This is a genomic window from Thermodesulfobacteriota bacterium (genome assembly GCA_040754335.1).
Taxonomy (GTDB): domain Bacteria; phylum Desulfobacterota_D; class UBA1144; order Nemesobacterales; family UBA2774; genus 2-12-FULL-53-21.
Genome location: JBFMCV010000006.1, coordinates 44,138 through 64,357 on the forward strand (window position 1 = coordinate 44,138; position 20,220 = coordinate 64,357).

General features: G+C 54.7%; 19 protein-coding genes. 10 read left to right on the forward strand and 9 right to left on the reverse strand.

Annotated features, from left to right (window positions below):
• Positions 1–2 precede the first annotated feature (2 nt).
• Complete coding sequence (locus AB1598_12745; protein ID MEW6145875.1) at positions 3–1,718, forward strand: carboxylesterase/lipase family protein; 1,716 nt, start codon at positions 3–5, stop codon at positions 1,716–1,718.
• A gap of 249 nt (positions 1,719–1,967) precedes the next feature.
• On the forward strand, positions 1,968–3,104 hold the full coding sequence (locus tag AB1598_12750; GenBank protein ID MEW6145876.1) for a carbohydrate porin: 1,137 nt from the start codon (positions 1,968–1,970) through the stop codon (positions 3,102–3,104).
• A gap of 15 nt (positions 3,105–3,119) precedes the next feature.
• Here AB1598_12750 and AB1598_12755 read toward each other — a convergent pair whose 3' ends face one another.
• The gene (locus AB1598_12755) at positions 3,120–3,926 is read right to left on the reverse strand and encodes a dienelactone hydrolase family protein (protein MEW6145877.1); all 807 of its coding nucleotides are present in this window, start codon (positions 3,924–3,926) and stop codon (positions 3,120–3,122) included.
• Positions 3,927–4,167: 241 nt separating this feature from the next.
• Here AB1598_12755 and AB1598_12760 point away from each other — a divergent pair, with 241 nt between their 5' ends.
• Positions 4,168–7,494, forward strand: coding sequence for an AsmA-like C-terminal domain-containing protein (locus AB1598_12760; GenBank protein ID MEW6145878.1), 3,327 nt, complete (start codon positions 4,168–4,170; stop codon positions 7,492–7,494).
• A gap of 44 nt (positions 7,495–7,538) precedes the next feature.
• Here the strand turns inward: AB1598_12760 and mscL are convergent, their stop codons facing one another.
• Positions 7,539–7,964, reverse strand: a complete 426-nt coding sequence (gene mscL / locus AB1598_12765) for a large-conductance mechanosensitive channel protein MscL (GenBank protein MEW6145879.1) — start codon at positions 7,962–7,964, stop codon at positions 7,539–7,541.
• A gap of 143 nt (positions 7,965–8,107) precedes the next feature.
• On the opposite strand from mscL, the gene AB1598_12770 reads away from it, so the two are divergent.
• From AB1598_12770 to AB1598_12795, 6 genes are all read left to right on the forward strand, one after another.
• Positions 8,108–8,386, forward strand: a complete 279-nt coding sequence (locus AB1598_12770) for a SelT/SelW/SelH family protein (GenBank protein ID MEW6145880.1) — start codon at positions 8,108–8,110, stop codon at positions 8,384–8,386.
• Between the two features lie 101 nt (positions 8,387–8,487).
• Positions 8,488–9,195 carry a leucyl/phenylalanyl-tRNA--protein transferase gene (gene aat, locus AB1598_12775; GenBank protein MEW6145881.1) on the forward strand — a complete coding sequence of 236 codons (708 nt, stop codon included), beginning with the start codon at positions 8,488–8,490 and terminating at the stop codon, positions 9,193–9,195.
• Positions 9,196–9,255: 60 nt separating this feature from the next.
• Positions 9,256–9,891 carry an SGNH/GDSL hydrolase family protein gene (locus AB1598_12780; GenBank protein MEW6145882.1) on the forward strand — a complete coding sequence of 212 codons (636 nt, stop codon included), beginning with the start codon at positions 9,256–9,258 and terminating at the stop codon, positions 9,889–9,891.
• A 151-nt stretch (positions 9,892–10,042) separates the two neighbouring features.
• Positions 10,043–10,498, forward strand: a complete 456-nt coding sequence (locus AB1598_12785; GenBank protein MEW6145883.1) for an adenylyltransferase/cytidyltransferase family protein — start codon at positions 10,043–10,045, stop codon at positions 10,496–10,498.
• Positions 10,499–10,709: 211 nt separating this feature from the next.
• Entirely contained in the window at positions 10,710–11,033 is a 324-nt protein-coding gene (locus AB1598_12790) for a DUF962 domain-containing protein (GenBank protein MEW6145884.1), read from the forward strand.
• Between the two features lie 137 nt (positions 11,034–11,170).
• Entirely contained in the window at positions 11,171–11,917 is a 747-nt protein-coding gene (locus tag AB1598_12795) for a gamma-glutamyl-gamma-aminobutyrate hydrolase family protein (protein MEW6145885.1), read from the forward strand.
• Positions 11,918–11,927: 10 nt separating this feature from the next.
• On the opposite strand, the gene AB1598_12800 is transcribed toward AB1598_12795, so the two are convergent.
• A complete protein-coding gene (locus AB1598_12800; GenBank protein ID MEW6145886.1) occupies positions 11,928–14,369 on the reverse strand; it encodes an ATP-binding protein in 2,442 nt (813 codons plus the stop codon).
• Between the two features lie 328 nt (positions 14,370–14,697).
• On the opposite strand from AB1598_12800, the gene AB1598_12805 reads away from it, so the two are divergent.
• Positions 14,698–15,696 carry a WG repeat-containing protein gene (locus AB1598_12805; protein MEW6145887.1) on the forward strand — a complete coding sequence of 333 codons (999 nt, stop codon included), beginning with the start codon at positions 14,698–14,700 and terminating at the stop codon, positions 15,694–15,696.
• A gap of 25 nt (positions 15,697–15,721) precedes the next feature.
• Here the strand turns inward: AB1598_12805 and AB1598_12810 are convergent, their stop codons facing one another.
• From AB1598_12810 to rapZ, 6 genes are all read right to left on the reverse strand, one after another.
• Positions 15,722–16,663: a DMT family transporter gene (locus tag AB1598_12810; GenBank protein MEW6145888.1), complete on the reverse strand. Its 942-nt coding sequence runs from the start codon at positions 16,661–16,663 to the stop codon at positions 15,722–15,724.
• A gap of 124 nt (positions 16,664–16,787) precedes the next feature.
• On the reverse strand, positions 16,788–17,591 hold the full coding sequence (locus AB1598_12815) for an alpha/beta fold hydrolase (GenBank protein MEW6145889.1): 804 nt from the start codon (positions 17,589–17,591) through the stop codon (positions 16,788–16,790).
• The gene (locus AB1598_12820; GenBank protein MEW6145890.1) at positions 17,572–18,411 is read right to left on the reverse strand and encodes an HAD-IIA family hydrolase; all 840 of its coding nucleotides are present in this window, start codon (positions 18,409–18,411) and stop codon (positions 17,572–17,574) included. Before AB1598_12820 ends, AB1598_12815 begins: the two co-directional genes overlap by 20 nt.
• A gap of 60 nt (positions 18,412–18,471) precedes the next feature.
• On the reverse strand, positions 18,472–18,795 hold the full coding sequence (locus AB1598_12825; GenBank protein ID MEW6145891.1) for a hypothetical protein: 324 nt from the start codon (positions 18,793–18,795) through the stop codon (positions 18,472–18,474).
• A gap of 135 nt (positions 18,796–18,930) precedes the next feature.
• Positions 18,931–19,344: a PTS sugar transporter subunit IIA gene (locus AB1598_12830; GenBank protein ID MEW6145892.1), complete on the reverse strand. Its 414-nt coding sequence runs from the start codon at positions 19,342–19,344 to the stop codon at positions 18,931–18,933.
• Between the two features lie 13 nt (positions 19,345–19,357).
• Positions 19,358–20,209, reverse strand: a complete 852-nt coding sequence (gene rapZ, locus AB1598_12835) for an RNase adapter RapZ (GenBank protein MEW6145893.1) — start codon at positions 20,207–20,209, stop codon at positions 19,358–19,360.
• Positions 20,210–20,220 lie beyond the last annotated feature (11 nt).

Genomic DNA, 20,220 nt, shown 5'->3' on the forward strand with positions numbered 1-20,220 from the left:
AAATGAATAGGCGTATTGCTGTTTTATTAGCGTCCCTTTTATTCCTGGTTATTTACTCCGGCTGCGCCCCGCACAGGGAAGCAGCCAAGCCGAAGGCGTCTCCCCAAATTCCGCCCACTCCCCCTATATATCAGGACACATCGGATTTTGAAAAACCTCCGTGCTCGACGCCGGAAATAAAGATTAAGCAAGGTTCTCTCTGCGGGAGTCTGATAGGCACATCGGACGGGAAGGCTGTAAACGCATATCTCGGCGTACCGTTCGCCGAATCCGCTGGCGGGGAGAACCGCTGGAAGCCGCCTGTACCAAAGGGCGCGTGGGACGGCACGCTCAGGGCTACAAGACTCGGTCCCGCGTGTCCCCAAAATACGGACAACATGTTCCCGCAGAGCGAGGACTGTCTCAGCATAAACGTCTGGACGCCGGCTGAAGCCTATAACGAGCCCCGGGCCGTTATGGTCTTCATCTACGGCGGGGCGTTCATATACGGATATAACGCCGACCCTCTCTACGACGGCGCGTACACGGCCGCGTACGGCGACGTCGTAGTCGTGAGCATGAACTACAGGCTGGGCGCTCTCGGATTCCTGTCGGGGATCAAGGACAGGAAAACGGGCGAAGAAATAAACGGCAACTTCGGCATACTCGACCAGATCCTCGCGCTCGAATGGGTGCGCGACAATATAGGTGCTTTCGGCGGCGACCCCGGCAAAGTGACTATATACGGCGAGAGCGCGGGCGCGATGAGCGTCGGTCTCCACATGCTTTCATCTCCCCGGTCGGAGCCGCTCTTCCGCGCGGGCATCATGGAGAGCAACCCCCTCGGGCTCCCTTACAAGAGCCTTAAACAGTCACACGCGATAGCGAAAGAATTCGCCTCCAATCTCGGCTGTGCGGAGGACGACGTAGGGTGCATGAGGGCGGCGCTCCCCGAGGTGGTGCTCGTCGCGCAGCAGCAGAAAGACTTCGTGTGGCCCGCGCTATTTCACGGCATAAGGGACATGCTCGTCTGGGCCCCTGTGATCGACGGGGAAGTATTGATAGAGCAGCCGGTCGAAGCGGCCGCAGGCGGCGGGATGAACAAGCCCGTTATCATAGGCACGAACGCGGACGAAGCGCTAATTTTCGTCGAGCTTGCAAAAAATGCGCTCGGATGGAAATCTGTATCAGATTTCGATTACAGGCTTACGATGGATTTCATTTTCCGCGATCATGGCCTGCGCGAGAAAATATACGAGAAGCACCCTCCTGACGTGAAGGACAACACCGAACTAATATCGAGGGTGCTTACGGAGTATCTATTCACGTGTCCCAATCTCTATGCAGCTTCCAAAGGTTCCCCCGAGACATGGTCTTATATATTCGACCACGTACTGTCGTTCAACGTCTGGCCCGGTGTTCCGGCTTGCGCCGATGCCGTGTGCCATGCAGCGGAGCTCTCGTTCGTGTTCCATACACCGGAGAGCAGGAGGGGTAACTTCACGCCTCGGGAAAACGAACTTTCCAACCTTATGATCGGATACTGGACAGGTTTTGCTAAGAGCCTGCGTCCGGCTGGGAATACAAACGCGTGGCCCGAATTCAATCCTTATTCCCTGAACCTCATTTTTGTGACCCCTGTGAACGCTATAGAAGCCAAGCCCGACACGACTTCCGACTGCGAATTCTGGGACGGTATCGGATATAACCTCAAGGATTCATTCTGGGGGTTATTTTAGATGAGGACATGAAGACGTCGCACTCGTCAGTCTCGATACGGATATTTACAGATACCCGGTAAGCGCAGTAGAATGTCCTATCTGTCTCGTTAAAGTTTCAGGGAAAATCAGAACCGTTTACGCATGAAGCATATTGCGGCCTTCTTATTCTGTATCTCTATATTTACGGGTATGCCGGGTGTCCGGGCCGGTGAAAGTTCCGGTGAAGATGCCGGTTCGTTCTTCTCAAACCTTTCTTCCCGCGAATACATGACCGGCGACTGGGGCGGTCTCAGGGACAGGCTGATCAACTGGGGGCTCACTCCCACGGCTAATTACAGCGCAACACTACAGGGGAACCCGGTCGGAGGCATGAGGAAGGGCATTAAGTACGCCGGGCTCCTAAACGTTTATCTCGATTTCGACCTCGAAAAACTATTGAAGCTCGGCGGGACCAGGCTCGTCGTATCAGGCGCATGGGCGTACGGAGAGAATCTCAGCGCTAAGGATATAGGGAATTTTTTCACCGTTTCGAATGTCTTCAACGGTAAGTTCATAGGCCTATACCAGTGCTTCATCGAATCGAATGTTTGGATGGACAGGCTTACTTTTGCGGTCGGGCGCATGGGGATAGGGGATGATTTCGGCACGGCAGACGTGTTTGGAATTTACGTCAGCTCCGTCATAAACGCGAACCCTATAAGCCTGACCTACAATATTCCGGCGTATCTCAGCAACCCTGATGCCGCTCTGGGGACGCGTTTCCGCGTAAAACCTGTTAATGATCTTTACATCGCGGCCGGTGTGTATAACGCCGACCCCGACGCGGCCGTCAATCGGAGGGTGTCGATAGACGTCGATTTCAGTTTCGATGACGGAGTGATACTGATAAGCGAAATAGGCTATACGCCCGGAAGTAACGCGGGTTCCGCCGGACTCCCGGGGGATTACAAGTTCGGGGCATATTATGATACCGGGGAATTTAATGAGCTTGCCGACAGTGAGAACACGCGAGAGGGAAATTACGGTTTCTATCTCATAGCCGACCAGATGGTTTACCGCGAGCCAGGCAAAGAGAGCCAGGGCCTGACTCTATGGGCCGCGGCAACTTACGCTCCGGAGGAGGAAATAAATGTCTTCCCCTTCTTTATCGCCTCCGGGTTCGCTTATGAAGGGGTATTCGCGTGGAGGGATAAAGACGTCGCGGGATTCAGCTTCGCCTACGGTAAATTAAGCCGGGATCTCGAAGACCAGGACTACGAGATCGGACTCGAAGGCACATATATTTTTCAGGTCACGCCCTGGCTGGGCTTGCAGCCTGACGTGCAGCTCATAGTGCACCCCGGCGGGAGCGGAAGCATCCCCGATGCTCTCGTCGCGGGAATGCAGGTATCGGTTGATATTTGAGCGGGACCGGCCTCGTCAATTACCGCCTGTCTGAAAAACAGATTTAAGGAACTCCTTCATCTGCGCCCAGGATTTTTCGTCCGCCTCCTTGTTGTATTCGAGGGGCAGTTCGAACTGCTTGCCGTATTTATCCGCGTCCGGGTTGGTGAAACTGTGTTTCACTCCGGGATAAATGACGAGCTCGTAGTCGGCGCCCGCCGTATCCATTTCCTTCTTGAAGGCGTCTATCTGTTCTTGGGGTACGAACGGGTCGCTGCCGCCTGTAAGCACGAGTATCCGGGCTTTTATCGTTCCCGGTGCGGCTGTATGCATCGAGGCCAGGTTCCCGTGGAAGCTGGTGACGCCGTCGAGGTCGGCCCCCGTGCGCGCCATGTGAAGTACTATCGCCCCGCCGAAGCAGTACCCTATCGCCGCTATATCTTCGGGGTTCACGGTTTTCTGCTGTTTCAGCAGCTCGAGCGCGGCGTTGAACCTCTTCTCTCCTATTCCCATATTGTTCATGACCTCGGTCATGAATTTGTTCGCGTTTTCCGGGTGGTCGGCGTTTTTCCCTTCCCCGTACATGTCGACTGCGAGGGCGGTGTATCCGAGCCCCGCGAGCATGTCCGCTCTCTTCCTGACGTAATCGTTATGCCCCCACCATTCGTGCACTACAAGGACGCCGGGTCTCTGCCCCTTGATGCTGTCGTCGTATGCGATGTATCCCTTGAGAACTGTTCCGTCCGCCTTGTACTCGACCACCTCACCCACAACCTTCGAGTTGGCCTGGCTCGTGAGGGACACAAAAATCAACATAACCATCAAACCGAATATTCTTATCATATTCTCCCCCCTGTGGTATTGTATATGCATTCATAGATAAATGATCGGCAAACGGAAGTCAATATTCGCTTCTACCGGTAAAGCGGCGGGTGTCTTGATCATCCGCAAATGTCGTCCCTTCCCCGGAGCTTGCAAATATTCATTGTGGAAGCCGTATAATTTAGTTAATCTTACTGTAACGACGACATTCGCCTCTGATTCTCATTAACGCCGGCAGTTGATTGCGGCTCGGATTTCCTTATTGAATAAATATAGAAAAGTATCTGCATTATTGGTCGGCGGTCTCGGGTTAATAGTAATCCTGGCGGTCCTCTCTCTACTGTTCGTCAAAAGGCTCGTGAGCCCGGAGCGGGTAAAAGAGGATTTGCGTGCGTATCTCTCTCTCAAGATCGGAGGGACGGTCGAATTCGGCGGTGTCGAGATAAATTACATGCCCGGTCCCCACGTCGTGCTGAGAGACGGTCAATTCTCCGTTCCCGGCAGGATGGAAGGGAGCTTCGAGACCCTCATCGTCTATCCGAAAGTATTGCCCCTGCTGAAGGGGAGGGTCGAAGTATCGAGACTGAAAATTATCAGGCCCGAAATTAAAATTTTCGTACATGAGCCGCCTGCCGAAGAAATCCCCGGGTCGGACGATTCTTTCTCGTTCGGGATCTTGAAAGATAACCTCAAAGGGGCCTTGGACAACCTCGATTCCCACGGGAGCGGGCTCAACGCCAGGATAGAGGACGGGACGCTCGTATTGCAAAAGGACTCTGCGCCCGCATTGAGCTTCAGCGGTATGAACGCCGATCTCACGCTGCCGGACGATAAGCTCAGGATAAGCGTGAAGAGCGCATCCAATCTCTGGGACTCCTTCGACTTCAGGGCGTGGATAGACGTGAAAAATCATCAGGGCTCGGGGAGCCTCCACATCAGGGGCGGGAAACCCCACAGGTTCATGGACTTCTACCTGCCTGACAAAAAGATAGTATCCGACTCGGGCCTTAATCTTGCTTTGAAATTCGACACGAGGGACTTGAATGTATTCCACTCCACGCTCAGTGCGTCCGTGCCTAAACTGGTATTGACAGGCGGCGGCGAGGAGCTCGACCTCAGCGCTTCGGACATCGACGCCGATCTTTATTTCGACGACGTGAAGCAGGTGCTCTCCCTCGAATCAGCAAAGCTCATAAACCCCGGTCTCGACCTCAGCGGGAAATATACCGTCGATAAAAAACTGTCCACGGTAAGCCTGTCGCTCCTGGGGAAGAACGTGGACGTGGTCTCCGTCAGGAATGGAGCTTTGTTCATTGCGGGGGAGCGTAAAGTGACCGACTCAATATTCGAAGTCGTGAGGGGCGGAACGGTCCCGCAAGTCACGCTCGATGCGGAGGCGCCTTCATTCGGGGAGTTATGGAAGAAAGGTAATTTCAGGATTGAGGGCGATATGGTGAACGGCCGCATATACATTCCCCCCGCCGAGTTCGATATAGTCGAAGCGAACGGGCACGCGGTCATTGAGGGCGGTTTGCTCAAGGGCACGAACCTCTCGGGCAAACTAGGGAATTCGAAGGGCCATGACGGGACCCTCCTTTTAGGGCTCGGCGAGCCGCCTGACGGGCCTTTCACCCTCGATATAATGATAGACGCCGACCCCTCTCAGGTTCCCCCGGTTATCGAGCAGTTCGTCCGTGACGAGAGTGTTAAGAACGAGATGCGGCTTATAAAGAATGTCCGGGGTACGGCTACGGGCAGGCTTGTTCTAGGCGAGAAGAAGCGCGCAACGAAGGCCAAGATCAGTGTTTCCGGCTTCGACTTCACAGCCGAATACGACGGCCGCTTCCCCTTTCCGGTGCGCGTGAAGGGGGGCACATTCGATTATCAGAATAATAAGATCGTTGTCGCGAACGTCGCCGCGGATATGGGCAAATCGAGCTCTACTCTGGTGTCCGGTTCCTATGAATGGGGAGACAACGATTATTTCAGCGTCGCATCGGCCGACACCTCGCTCGACCTGGGCGAATTCCATCCGTGGCTCTCGTCGTTCGCTTCCCTGAAACCCGGCCTCGGGGAAATTCAATCCGCCTCCGGAACGGCTTTCTTCAAAACACTCGAATTTTCAGGAGCGCCTTCCAATCCCGGAGGTTGGGATGTCAGCGGGGAAGGGGAGCTCAGGGCTGTGAGCCTCGGGCTTGCGGGTTTCGGCGACTTGATAACCGTAACCGGCGCCGATATCAGATCGACCCCGGGTCAATTTTCGATATCGAATGCCGCCGTGTCGCTCCGCGGGAGCGTGGTCACGATGGAGATGGCACTCAGCAACTACCTAACCGACCTGCTCCAGATGAGGGTGGATTTCTCCGGGACCCTCGAACCCGCGGCCATGGACGAATTGTCGGGCTACATCGACCTGCCCGAGGAGCTCGTTTTTACGAGCCCGCTTTCGGTGAAAGACTCGTCGCTCGTACTCGGTAACGGAAGAGAAAAACCGGGAGCCGGCGCGCTCGGTCCTTCGGGCACTCCCGTGAAAAATCCCGGCAAAAAACTGAGCCTTACCCTCAATATCGAGACAGATAACCTCGAATGGCAGGATTCCCCCAAGGACGCCCCTCAGAATCAGCAGCCCCCGCGGAGCGCTGAGTGGAATTCACCGGTACTGGGGGCGGTAAACCTTAAATCGCAGAATTTTAAATTCAAAAAACTCAACTGGGACTCCGTGGATTCCGTAATCACGTTCCTCGACCATGGTGTCAATATAGACGTCAACAGCGCTAAACTATGCGGTATCTCGACGCCCGGTCTTCTGCGGATAAACCCGCCCGGGCTCAGGTTCGAATTCAAGCCCGCTGCGACCGGCGGCGAGATCGCTTCGGTCATCAAATGCCTCCTCGATAAAGCCGGCATCATTTCGGGCGACCTCGATCTCCAGGCAACCATATCTTCCGACGGCAGCCCCGGGCGGGAGCTATACAATAACCTCAAGGGCACCGTGGAGCTCAATTCGCGGAGCGGTCGCGTGGAGAAATACGGCGGTCTCGCGAAGTTCTTTACGGTGCTCAATTTCGGCGAGCTGTTCAGGGGTGACGGGCCGGATTTCGAAAAGCACGGCTTCCCCTACGATAAACTCACGGCCAAGGCGGACGTAGAGGAGGGAAAGATTCAGATCAGGGAGGCGGTAATGGACGGCCCTTCGATCAAAGTCGTATGCGAGGGGTTCATCGATCTCGTGAACATGAGGCTCGACCTTGAGCTCCTCGTCATTCCCGTGATGGCCGTGGATTCGGTGATCGAAAAGATACCGCTCGTGAATTTCCTCCTCGGGAAAAACTTCGTCTCTATACCGATAAAGGTGACGGGGGACATATCCGATCCCCATGTGACGACGATATCCCCTACTGCTGTCAGCTTCGGGCTCCTCGGCCTCATAAAGCAAACGCTCAACATACCCGTAACGATATTCAAACCCGTGAGCAGGAACGGGGATGCGGGGGATAAAAAGGAGAGCTCCGGGAAAGACCTGGCGGACGAAAATCAACCTACCGGCCATCCGGCGGAGTCATTAAACAGCGACGGACTCAACCGATGAGTTATACCACCATCCGTTCGGCATTCAGCGATGTATGGTATCGTTCATTTGTTTCTCAGTATGTCCCTGATCTCCGCTAGCAGCTTCTCCTCGTTCGAAGGCACGGGCGGGGCAGGCGCGGTCTCTTTCTCTTCTCTCAGCTTGTTGATATTCCTCACGAGGATAAATACAGCGAAAGCTACTATGAGGAAGCTGATTATCGTATTTATAAACTTGCCGTAATTTATGGTCACGGCACCCGCTTTCGCGGCGTCCGAAAGCGCGGGGTAGGGGCCCGGGGGCGTCCCTTCCCTGAGCACAAAAAACAGGTTCGAAAAATCGACGTCGCCCAGGACGAGCCCTATGGGGGGCATCATCACGTCGTTAACGAGAGACTGGACGATCGTCCCGAATGCTGCTCCGATGATAATGCCGACGGCCATATCGACGACATTCCCCCGCATGGCAAATTCTTTAAATTCCTTAAGCATAATTGATATCCGCTATCCGGGACTTGGTTCTAGTATCTCACACGCCGTTTTTAATATCAATGATTTATTCGTCCCGGACTGCCGGGAATTAGACTCGGGATAAGCGGGCTGATAAAATAAAGGCCTTGAGGGCCGCGTCTCATATGGAAGACAGCAAGAGGGTGGAAATTACGTACTGCAGGCAGTGCCGCTGGCTGTTGAGGGCGTCCTGGATGGCCCAGGAGCTTCTGACGACGTTCGACGTCGAGCTCGGCGAGGTAGCTCTCGTGCCCGGCACGGGCGGGATATTCGAGGTCAGGGTAGGGGACGAGCTCGTCTGGTCACGGAAGGAGAGGGGGAGGTTCCCAGATATAAAAGAGCTCAAGCAGCTCGTAAGAGACAGGGTAGCCCCCGGCAGGGACCTCGGCCACTCGGACGGATAAAACGTATACGGGAACGCCTCGTGTACGTAGTGTTGCCTTTGTCCTCGTTCCGTAGCTCGTTTGGTGCACCAGGTTTCCTCGTCTGTGTATAATATTCCTCCATGCCCGTATACCTTCTCGACGATTCGCTCGTCTTCCCTGATCCCATGCACGCGGAGCCGAACGGGCTTCTCGCCGTGGGAGGGGACCTCAGCGTCCCGAGGCTACTCTTGGCATACAGGAGCGGCATCTTCCCCTGGTACTCCGAAAACAATCCGATCCTGTGGTTTTCCCCAGACCCCCGGCTGGTTCTCACTCTTGAGGATCTCTACGTTTCGAGGAAGTTAAAGAAGGTCTTGAAATCAGCCCAATTCGAAGTCTTCTTCGACACGGCTTTCGGCGATGTCATAAGGAGCTGCTCCGCTGTCAGCCGGAAGGGGCAGACAGGGACCTGGATCACGAGAGACATGATCCGCGCTTATACGGAGCTCCACGAACTCGGTTACGCCCACTCCGTCGAAACGTATCACGAGGGGGAGCTCGCGGGAGGGCTCTACGGCGTCGCGATAGGCGGAGTCTTTTTCGGGGAATCCATGTTCCACATCGTCAGCGACACGTCGAAGGTCGCGCTCTATCACCTGGTGGAGAAGCTCCGCGAGCTCGGTTTCGATTTCATAGATTCCCAGGTGCCCAACACTCATATGAAAAGGATGGGAGGAAGGGAGGTCGGGAGAGAGAGCTTCCTTGTAATGCTCCGGGATGCGGTGAATAAAAAGACCCCGCTCGGGAAGTGGACGGATAACAGGAATTTGAAATTAGAGAGGCTCTGAGTAACATCTTTGCGGATTATTCCCGGCATGAGCCGAAATCATCCGTCAAGGAGGAGGAGTATGAAATCTATATTATGCTACGGGGATTCCATAACATGGGGTTATAACCCCGCAGACGGGACGAGGTTCCCGTTCGCGGACAGGTGGCCCGGGATATTGCAGACGGAGCTCGGAGAGGCGTACAGGGTAATAGAAGAAGCTCTGCCGGGCAGGACGACGAGCATAGACAGCCCTTATCTCCCGGACAGGAACGGAAAAAAGTCCCTCCCGCTCGTGCTCGAGAGCCACTTGCCCGTCGATCTCTTCATATTGATGCTCGGCACGAACGACCTCTGGAAACCGCTCGGCCTCTCAGCCTCGGACATAGCAGCGTCCTGCATGTCGCTTATATGGACCGTGCAGAAGGCAATGGCGGGGCCTGCGTACGGCGTCCCTAAGATACTGCTCATAGCCCCTCAGCCGCTTGGCCCGCTCTCGCCTTTTATGAAGTTTTATTTCGAAGGCCGGGCGCAGGTCTCGAGGGCGCTCGCTGGAGAGTACAGGAAAGCGGCCGGTATTACCGGCAGTCACTTCCTTGACGCGTCTAAATACGTGAAGTCGAGCAGGATCGACGGGGTTCACCTGGACGCCCCCGGGCAGAGGAAGCTCGCCCTGGGGGTGAAAAAGTCAGTCCTCTCGATTCTCGCTGGAAAATGAGTACGGCATTGGGCCCGGTGCGTTAAAATTGAAAATTGACGGACTGCATGTATAATGAACACCGTTTTTTGGTATATAAAACTGGCCAGAGCCTGAATAATTAAAATCCGGAAATCAGCGAATCGATTAATATGCGCAAGGAGGTTCTTTAATGAGCGATTGGAAGGTTGTAAATCACGGACACCCGGATATTAAACCCTCAAAGGATAGAAGGGCCATCTTCATCGGCAGGTATCAGCCCTACCACATGGGTCACATAAGCCTTGTCAGGCAGAAGCTCGACAAGGGCATTCCCTGCCTCATCATGGTGAGGGACATCCCGCCCGACCCCCAGAACCCGTTCACGACCGAGCAGACCGTGGACATGATAAGAAAATACCATGCGAGCAAGGGGGACGATGTCGTGGTCATGATCATCCCGGATATAGAGTCCGTCAACTGGGGAAGGGGAGTCGGTTACGAGATGAACGAATTCTTCCCGCCCGATGATATAGGCTTCATCTCGGCTACAAAAATCAGGAACGCAATATCCGAAGGCAATGACGATTGGCGGAAGCTCGTAGACGAGTCCATTCAGGACGACGTCGTCAGGTATCTTAAAGGCTGACGCTCACTACGTAACCCCTCTATATTCTTCTGATAATTATCGAGATTGAATACCCGGAAGGACGGCCCCCGGCTATCCTTTCCGGGTTTTTCTTCAATGGAGCTACGCCCTCCTCTTGCCGCTACCTTAGGATGAACTGAATGTTCCGTGTCCCTGTTCCAAAAAACGAGATTATAATATTGATGTAAAATGGAGTACTTGAGTGAATCGGATGACAGAGTCTAATCGTAACGAAAAAGAATTCAGCAATTTTCATCAGTTTTACGCGTATTACCTTTCGGAGCACGCGAACCCTCTTAACAGGCGCCTCCACTTTGCGGGGTGTATTCTGGTGCTGATAGTCGTCCTTACGGCGCTCCTCGCCGGGGAGCCGACCCTCCTCATTTTCGCCCCTCTATTCGGATACGGCCTCGCGTGGGCGGGGCATTATTTCGTTGAGAAGAACAGCCCTGCCACGTTCAAACACCCGCTCTGGAGCCTTATGGGCGACTGGGTCATGTTCAAGGACATCATGATAGGGAAATTGAAGCTCTAGTTTCACCCTCGGACAGCTTTCCTTATATATCTTATTTGCCGGATATTCTGCATATCTTGTTTACAAAACAGCGCTTGACTGGGTAGAATCATTCATACCCGTTTCTATTTCCGCGACCGGGTGTCGAAATATCCGCAATGCCAAGACTCCTTGTCTTTCAGCACGTAGCTCACGAGATTCTCGGAACGCTCGACCCCCTGCTGAGGGGTTCCGGGTTCAGGATCAAGTACGTCAATTTCGAGCGGCATCCCGGCTTCGAGCCGAGCCTCGAGGGCTATGACGGCCTTATCGTGCTCGGAGGCCCTATGAACGTGGACGAGGTAGACAGATATCCGAATCTCGCCTATGAGGTGCAAATGATCCGCGAGGCTGTGAGGTCGGGCATGCCCGTTCTGGGCATTTGCCTCGGGTCGCAGCTTATTGCAAAAGCGCTCGGCGCCAGGGTGTATAAGAACCGTGAGAAGGAGATAGGCTGGTACGATCTTTCCCCGACCGAGGCCGGCCGGAAGGACCCGCTCATTTCTCACTTCTCGGGCACGGAGAAGATATTCCAGTGGCACGGCGACACTTTCGACGTACCCGGAGGGGCGGTTCTCCTCGCTTCTTCCCCCCTCTGCAGGAATCAGGCCTTCCGTTACGGGGAAAACGTCTACGGCCTCCAGTTCCATCTCGAGGTCGACGAGCCCATGGTCGAGAGGTGGCTCCGCATACCGGGGAATAAAAAAGAGATCGAGGAATTAAACGGGAAGATCGATCCTGAAAGGATAAGAAAGGAAACCCCCGAATACATTCCCCGCCTTAAGGAGCTCAGCGACAGGGCGTTTGCGGGGTTCATCGGGTTCTTCGGATTCAATAAAAAACGGAAGACCCTCCCTTCGAGATAATGATATCGGCCTATTTCTCGTTCGAGTTGTTCGATTTCTTGGGCGCGAGCTGCTTCCCGAATTTCCTGTAGTCCTCGGCGAACTCCCTCAACTTCTTGTCCACGAGGTAGTTTATGCTGCCCCTTTTGAACTTCCCGCTCGGCCCCCTCGCCCCCGCTTCTTTCCCCGTCATGATCTCGATCGCCTGGTCGATCGTCTCGACCGGGTAAATGTGGAATTTCCCGTGCTTGACCGCTTCCACGACGGTCTTCTTGAGCATCAGGTTCTTCACGTTCTGGTAGGGGATAACGACCCCCTGCTCGCCCGTGATGCCTTTAGCCTTGCACACGTCGAAGAACCCCTCTACCTTTTCGTTTACACCGCCTATGGGCTGTACCTGGCCCTTCTGGTTCACCGAGCCCGTGATAGCAAGGCCCTGTTTTATGGGGACGCCCGAGAGGCTCGACAGCAGCACTATCAGCTCGGCGGCCGACGCGCTGTCCCCGTCTATAGTTTCGTAGCTCTGCTCGAACCCTATGCTTGCCGAAAGGCTCAAGGGCTTGTTCTGCGCGTACTTGGCTCCTAAGTACCCGCTCAGTATCAGGACGCCCTTATCGTGGATGTTGCCGCTCATCCTCGATTTCCTTTCTATATTCACGACCCCTTCCGTGCCCATGAAGGTCTCGCACGTTATGCGTGACGGTTTGCCGAACGCATAGTCCCCCATGTTATACACCGCGAGGCCGTTTATCTGACCCGTGACCGTGCCTTCCGTATCGACGAGCAATATCCCTTTCGCGATGAGCTCCTGGATTTTCTCCTCGACCATATTCGACCTGTAGATCTTTTCCTCGATCGCCTTCTCCACGTGAGGGCGCTTTGTGAGCCCGTCCGAGCTTTCGAGCTTCGCCCAGTAGTCGGCTTCTTTCAGTATCTTGGTTATGGAGCCGAGCTGTACCGAAAGCTTCCGCTGGTCCCCCGACAGCCTCGATGAATACTCGATCACGGTTTCGAGTCCGCTCCTGTCGAACGGGTTCAAGTTGTCTCTCTCGCATATCGACTTTATGAAGCAGGAGTACTGGGAGAGCGTAGCGTCGTTCCTGTCGACTACGGTGTCGAAGTCGGCTTTCACCTTGAAGAGTTTCCTGAAGTCTTCATCGTATGCGTACAGCATTTGATAGAGGTACGAGTTTCCCGCGATTATCACCTTCACGTCGAGCTTTATGGGCTCCGGTCTCAGTCCTATTGTGCTCGAATACCCGAACTGCTGATATATATCCTCTATCCTCAGCTCCTGGTTCTCAATGGCTTTCTTGAGCGAGTCCCATACGAAGGGGAATTTGAACATATCGAGCGCTTCGAGCACGACGTAGCCGCCGTTCGCCTTGGCTAGAGAACCCGGTCGAATCATCGTGAAGTCCGTGAACAGCGCTCCGAACCTCGCCTCTTTCTCTATAGAGCCGAAGAGGTTCGTGTACGTAGGGTGCGTTTCGAATATTACAGGCGCCCCCTCCGTGAGCGAATTGTCTATGAACACGTTGACCTTGTATTCCGTGAACGTCGGCTGCTGCTGTGCCGGCATTCTGAACGCGAACGGCAGCCCGGCCGGCTGTGCGCTCTTGTCGGGGAGGAAGTTGTCTATGTTCTCGAGGATGTGCTTCTGGACCTGGTCCAGATAATCGATAATTACCGGAAACATCTGATATTTCTCGCTCAGGTCTTCGATAAGGTCGCGGACCGCGAAGAGGGCGACACGTCTTTCGAGCTCCTTCAGCCTCTCGACGGCCTCGTTTTCTATTTTCCGGGCCTCTTTCAAGGCCTCCGCGACCTCGTTGTCGGTCTTTTCCTTCCTGTTTATAATTTCGTCCTTGGCCTCGTCGTTAAGCGCATTGTACTGCTCCTGGGATATCGGCTTCCCCTCCATGAGCGGGATAGTTATTATCCCCGTCGGGGAGAATTGTATCTGTATGTTATTCCCGGCGGCCTTTTTCTGCAGCTCCTCGAAGAGGACGTTCTTTTTCCTCTGGGACTCGTTCATGATGCTCTGCTTCTGCTCCTCGAACTCCTTGCTCTCGAAAGCCCTCGGTATGTCCGTCTTCAGTATCTGGAGAAAGTCCTCCATGTCCTTTCTGAAGAGCTTCCCCTTTCCCGTCGGGAGCTCGATCGCCTTGGGCTCGTTCGGGTCGAGGAAGTTGTATACATAGCACCAGTCTTTAGGGGTAGGCTTCGTTTTTGCGACTCTCGACAGGATTGTCTCTATCGTCGTCGATTTCCCCACCCCTGTCGGTCCGACGAGGAAAATATTGTATTCCGCGTAGCCCATCCCTATGCCGAATTCTATCGATTCGACGGCCCTTTTCTGGCCGATGAAGTCCGTGCACGGCGGCAGGTCTTCCGTAGTCTTGAAGTTAAGCTGGCTAAGGTCGCAATACATGTAAACCTGCGAGACCTTCAGTTCCTGAACCTTTCTCATCGGTATTCCCCTTTGTGGAGGTTATTCCCCTGTATGAATATTAATACGAAATCCGGGAGAAATATTACCATCCCGCGATTTCCCGTTCAAAGCCGTAAAATCCGTTGTCTTTATTCGGGTGTATCCAGATTATTCTGTATTTACGGTAAATACGCAAGTACTTTTAACCCCGCTCCGGAAGCGCGGTCTTCCGTGTCCGGATAAAAGAAGGCGCAGGAACGGGCTTCGGGGTGCGAAGGATCACGGGATGAACGGTCCTCCCGGCGGTTCCTTTTAAAAATTACCATTTTGTTTATTATTATTGCCTGCCTGACACGGGGGGATTCGTTTGAGAACATTTAACGTACTGGCGGTACTTTCAGCGGCTGTAATTGTTCTGTCGTGCGCTTCGTCCGGCCCGAGATACGACGCCGAGACCGGGAAGGGGCCGCTCTTCCCCGTGGAAAAAGAGTTCCGGTGGGGGTTCATTGACGGGAAAGGTGATATCGTAATACCCTACAAATACGAAGGCGCGGTCGATTTCTCGGAGGACAGGGCGCTCGTCAAGGTCGACGGCAAATGGGGGTATATAAACCAGTTCGGAATCATGGTCATAACGCCCGAGTTCGAGGAGGCGCAGAAATTCTCGGGAGGGCTCGCCCAGGTCAAGATCGAGGGCCGTTACGGATATATAGATAAAGTGGGCAAGATTGTCTCCGAGCCCCAGTTCGAGAAATCGGAGCCGTTCTCCGAAGGACTCGCCGCCGTCAAAATCAACGGCAGGTGGGGCTTCATCGACAAAGACGGGCAAATGGTTATCCCGCCCCGGTACGAGAGGGCGTTCAGCTTCTCGGACGGCTATGCGCTCATAGTGGTCGACGGCAAGGGCGGGTATATAAAGAAAAACGGCAATGTCTTCATTAAACCCCAATACGAATGGGCGGAGGGGTATTCGGACGGCCTCGCCTGCGTCTTGCTCGATGGGAAATACGTTTACCTGGACAAGTTCGGCGAAGTCAAGCTGAAGACGGACTTCGAGGGAGCGAGGCATTTCAAGGAGGGCGCCGCCGCGGTCACGAGGAACGGAAAGCAGGGATTTATAAACAAGAGCGGGCTCATCATAGTCCAGCCGCAATTCGACGAGGCGGGCGATTTCTCGGAAGGGCTCGCGACTGTCAAACTCGACGGCAAATGGGGTTTCGTCAACAAGAGGGGGGAGGTCGCGATAGAGCCCCGTTACCTGACGGCGGTGAGCTTCTCGCAGGGGTTAGCTATTGTCGAGCTCGGCAACGGCAACTGGGGTTACATAGACGGGAAAGGGAATTTCGTATGGAAATCTTTCGAATAATAGATATGCGTCGTCATGCCGCGCTTCACCCCGCGCCCAGCTTCTGGGCCTTTTCCTCGGCCAGGCCCGCATCCCCGTCTCCGTTCTGCGCAGGCTTAAGTAATCCGCCGGTCGAGCCCAGTATCATGGCTATACCCGCGAGAGTCGTGATCTGAAACGCGTGCTGCCAGATCAGGAGGTCGTATCCGGCCGAGAACCCGACTCTCATGAAACCGGCCGAGGCGACGCCCGGGGCCTCCCCGATGGAAAAAGCCTTCGTCATGGCGAGCTGCCCGACGGTCCCGAAAACGCCTATGCCTGCGAGCATGAGGAGGTTCGCGGGTTTCTCCATGAACGAAAAATCGAATTCCCTCCCGAGTATGAGGATAAGCAGCAGGCACACCGCGGCCGCAGTGCCAGAGAAATGCGTGACGATCGTCCTCGGATCGATGTCCCTCAGCTTCCTCAGGAGCACCATCACGAGAGCGCCTGAGAGGGCGGCGAAGAGCGCCGCTAGCCCGGCCGCGTTCTGGTCGCGGAGGTGCGCATGCTCGACGAGTACGACCCCCGTCATGCCGAGGATTATGGACAGCCATATCCTTTTACTCGTCGTTTCGCCGAGGAGGAATCCCGCAAGTATTGCCACCCAGATCGGTCTTGATTCCGTTATGACCGCAACGTCCGAGATGGGGAGCTTTGTGAGCGCATAGAAGGTCGCGATCATCGCCGAGCAGCCGACTATGCTCCTCACCCAGAGCAGCGGCCTGTCGAAGAGGAATGGTTTGAGTCCCGCCCGGCGCGTAAGGACGAGCGCTATCACGAAAGACATGAACATCCTGAGGAACGCCAGAATAAGCCAATCGCACTCGCTGCCTAGCGCGTGTATGAGGGCCCCCATGGTCGCGAAGTCGAAGCCTCCCAGTATCATCCAGAAGACGGCCTTGTTGTTTGCTGACTTTAGGCCTTTCAAGCTTTTTCTAATATTCATCCGGTCCCGCTTGCTGCCGAGTGTGTTTTCCTGGTTCCGATTAGCCTTCGTTTTCCCGGGCCTGGAGTGATCGAAGGGTTCCCGAAAGTATATTAATAATATACCCGAGTGCCGGGGCCCAGTGTTAAATAAGGAGATTGTCGTGGTCCCCGAGGAACCTCATGACTATCTCATTGAATTCGTCCGGTTTCTCGATCGGTGGGACGTGTCCGCAGTGCTTGATCGTGACGAGGGTCGAGTTCTTTATTTTCTCCCTCAGGATCCTCGAATATTTGACCGGTATCAGTATGTCCTCCTCGCCTGCTATTATGAGCGTGGGCGCCTTTATTTCCGAGACGCGGTCGCGAAGGTCGTGGTTCCTGCTCGCTTTCGAGAGGTTGACGACCGGCTTCACGGGGTTCAGCGCCAGATTGAACTCCTTCATGGCCATCATCCTGTCGAGGTTCTGTTTCGTGAACTCTTCGGAAAAGAGGTACGGGAGGGCGACGTCGTATCTGAGCCCGCTCCCGCCCGCCTCGGCTGACTTTATCCACGACGTGATGATGAGCCCGAGGAGCGTATCCACGTATGAGCACGTATCCACGAGCACGAGCGCTCCTGTTTTCTCCGGATGGCGCAGGGCGAAATGCTGCGCTATCATGCCGCCGTTCGAGAGGCCGATTATGTGAGCTTTCGGTATGTCCAGCTTCTCCATAAGCATGCGGAGGTCGTCCGCGTGCAGTTCCTGTGAATACTCGGTCTCAGGCTTGTCCGATCCCCCCTGGCCCCTGCAGTCATATCTCAGCATCCTGTACTTTCTGCTGAATGGCTCCACCTGGAGCAGCCATCCGTTAAGATCCATGGTCAGGCCGTTGATGAAAACCACGGGCGGCCCGTAGCCCGATATCTCGTACTGGAGCTCTATCGAATCAATGTTTACTCTGGGCATGCTTCCCTGACGCTGTCGGCGCGTCCTTTAAAAGGTCCCTCAGGTCCCTTATGACATAGTCGGGTTTGATTTCGGAAATTATCAGGTCCTCTTCGGTAGTGGAGCCCGAAAGCGCGAGTACCGTCGCTATGCCCGCGTTCCTCCCCCCCTGGACGTCGGTATCGAGACGGTCTCCCACTATCGCGAACCTGTCTCTGTCCCTGTGCAGATGCTCGGCTAAGGCCACTTCGAACATTATCACTTCCGGCTTGCCCGCCACGACGGCCTTCCTCCCGCATGCGGTCTCTATCGATGCGAGCACCGCCCCTGTCGCAGGCACCAGTCCCTCGGGCGCGGGGAAAGCAGGGTCGCGGTTCGTCGCGAAGAACTCCGCCCCTCCGCGTACCGCAAGGGCCGCTATTTTCATCTCCTCGTAATGGAAATCCGGGTGGCCGCCGACTATGACGAAGTCAGCCTTCTTTGCTTCCTCTCCGCTTACGATCTCAAGCCCCGTGAGCTTTATTTCGTCCTTGAGCGAGCCGCTCCCGACGACGTACGCTTTTTTGTCCTTTATGTCAGTGTGCGTGTTCCTGATATGGTATGCGATCGCCATCCCGGAAGTGACGACGTCTCCCGGATTTATCACGATCCCCATCCCGCGGAGCTTCTCCGAATATTCCGCAGCTGACTTTCTCGGGTCGTTGGTCAGGAAAATCACGATTTTTCCGGCTTTCTTCAGGAGGTTTATCGTTTCGACGGAGCCCTCGGTCGGGCTATCGCCCACGTACACCACGCCGTCGAGGTCGATGAGGAAACAGTCGAATAGGTCAGCGAGTCTCATTGAGGTTAGTCGAGAGGGGGAAATGTGCCGATATTATCCGAATCTCTTCAGCCGCGGAAATCAACCCCAGATATGCCTTTTAAGCTCTTCCTGCTTGTCGTCTCCGGATTCTTTTCTGAAAAGCGATATAACCCTCATCTGGTCGTCCTGCGAGATCTCCACTCCGATCAGGTTCAGGATGTCCACGGCCGCCTGCCTGTAACCCTCGTAGTATTCTTCCACCTCCCCCGACGCCCTTACCGTCTTGGAGTCGAGGAAAAGCGCTATCGCGGCGTATTCAAGCGGCACGTCATCGGCTATCTCCAGATGGTATCCCTCCATATGGCCGACGAGCAGGTGGTTCTTCCAGGCCTGAATGACTCTCTCTATGTCTTCCTTCTTCATAACAATAACCTAACTACTATTCCCAAGCCGTTCAAGTGCACGGGACCGGGGCGAATGGGCACGGCCCGTTATCCCGGACCGCCCCCGTCATAGCGGATCTTCCCCGCCGGCTCATGCAATCGGCAGCCGCCCCTCTCAGCCGTTCCTGTTGTGCAGGAGCTTGCTGGCGACGATTATGTTGTCCCTGCCGGCAGCCTCGGCTATCTTGACGGCCTCGCCCAGCTTGACCTTGTCCGAAAGCGTGGCGAGCTTGAGGAGCATCGGCAGGTTGACGCCTGAGATGACCTCGACGTTGTTTTCTTCGAGGAATGTAAGGCTGATGTTGGAAGGCGTCCCTCCGAACATGTCCGTCACGAGTAGTATTCCGTCTTTCCCCTTCACCCTTTTGATCGCGTTCTTTATCTCCTGCTTGAAGGTCTCGAACTCCCTGTCGGGATGGAGACAGACCCCTTCCATCTTTACCGGCGGGTTCGACGAGAGCACGAAATTCACCGCCGCGATAAGCTCCTTTGCCAGCTCTCCATGGGTTACTACGACAATACCTACCATCCCGATTATCTCCTTAGCTCTTTGATATGTCCCTGTGTATCGTGACCGGCGACAGGTGTTTGAAATGTTCGGACAGTTTTTTTGCGACGACCACCGACCTGTGCTTCCCGCCCGTGCAGCCTATGGCAATCGTTAGGTAAGTTCTTCCCTCTTTCTCGTACTTGGGTATCAGGAATTCGAGGAACTCCGTGAGTTTTTCGATATACTCGCCCGTTTCCTCTCTGCTCATAACAAAACGAACGATCTGGTCGTCGAGGCCGTTCAGCTCCTTGAGCTCCTCGACAAAGAAGGGATTCGGCAGGAATCTCACGTCGAAGACCATGTCGGCGTCATAGGGATAGCCGTGCTTGAAGCCGAAGGACAGTATGTTGACGAGGAGGCTTTGGGTACGCGATTTGTCGAATATGTTTTTTATCAGCTCCTTGAGCTCGTGTACGTTGAAATCGGAAGTGTCTATGCTGTAGCTCGACAGCTCTTTCAGCTCCCTCAGCATTTCCCTCTCTTTCGATATTCCTTCGAGTATGTTTCCGTTGACCGAAAGCGGGTGTTTCCTCCGGGTTTCCTTGTATCTCCTGACGAGCGCCGAGTCCGACGAGTCGAGGAAGACGACGTCAATAGGATGGCCCTTCTCCTTGAGGTCCTTGATAACTTCGGGCGCCCCCTTGAAAAAAACCCCCTCGCGTATGTCCACGGCAAGGGCTATTTTGTTGATATCTCCCTGCGAACTCTCGCAGAGCTCGATAAACTTCGGAAGGAGTGTCATGGGCAGGTTGTCGACGCAGTAATAACCGAGGTCTTCGAGGACGTTCATTGCGGTGCTTTTTCCGGAGCCGGAGACGCCGCTGATGATAACCAGATTAGTCATTTAATTCCTTA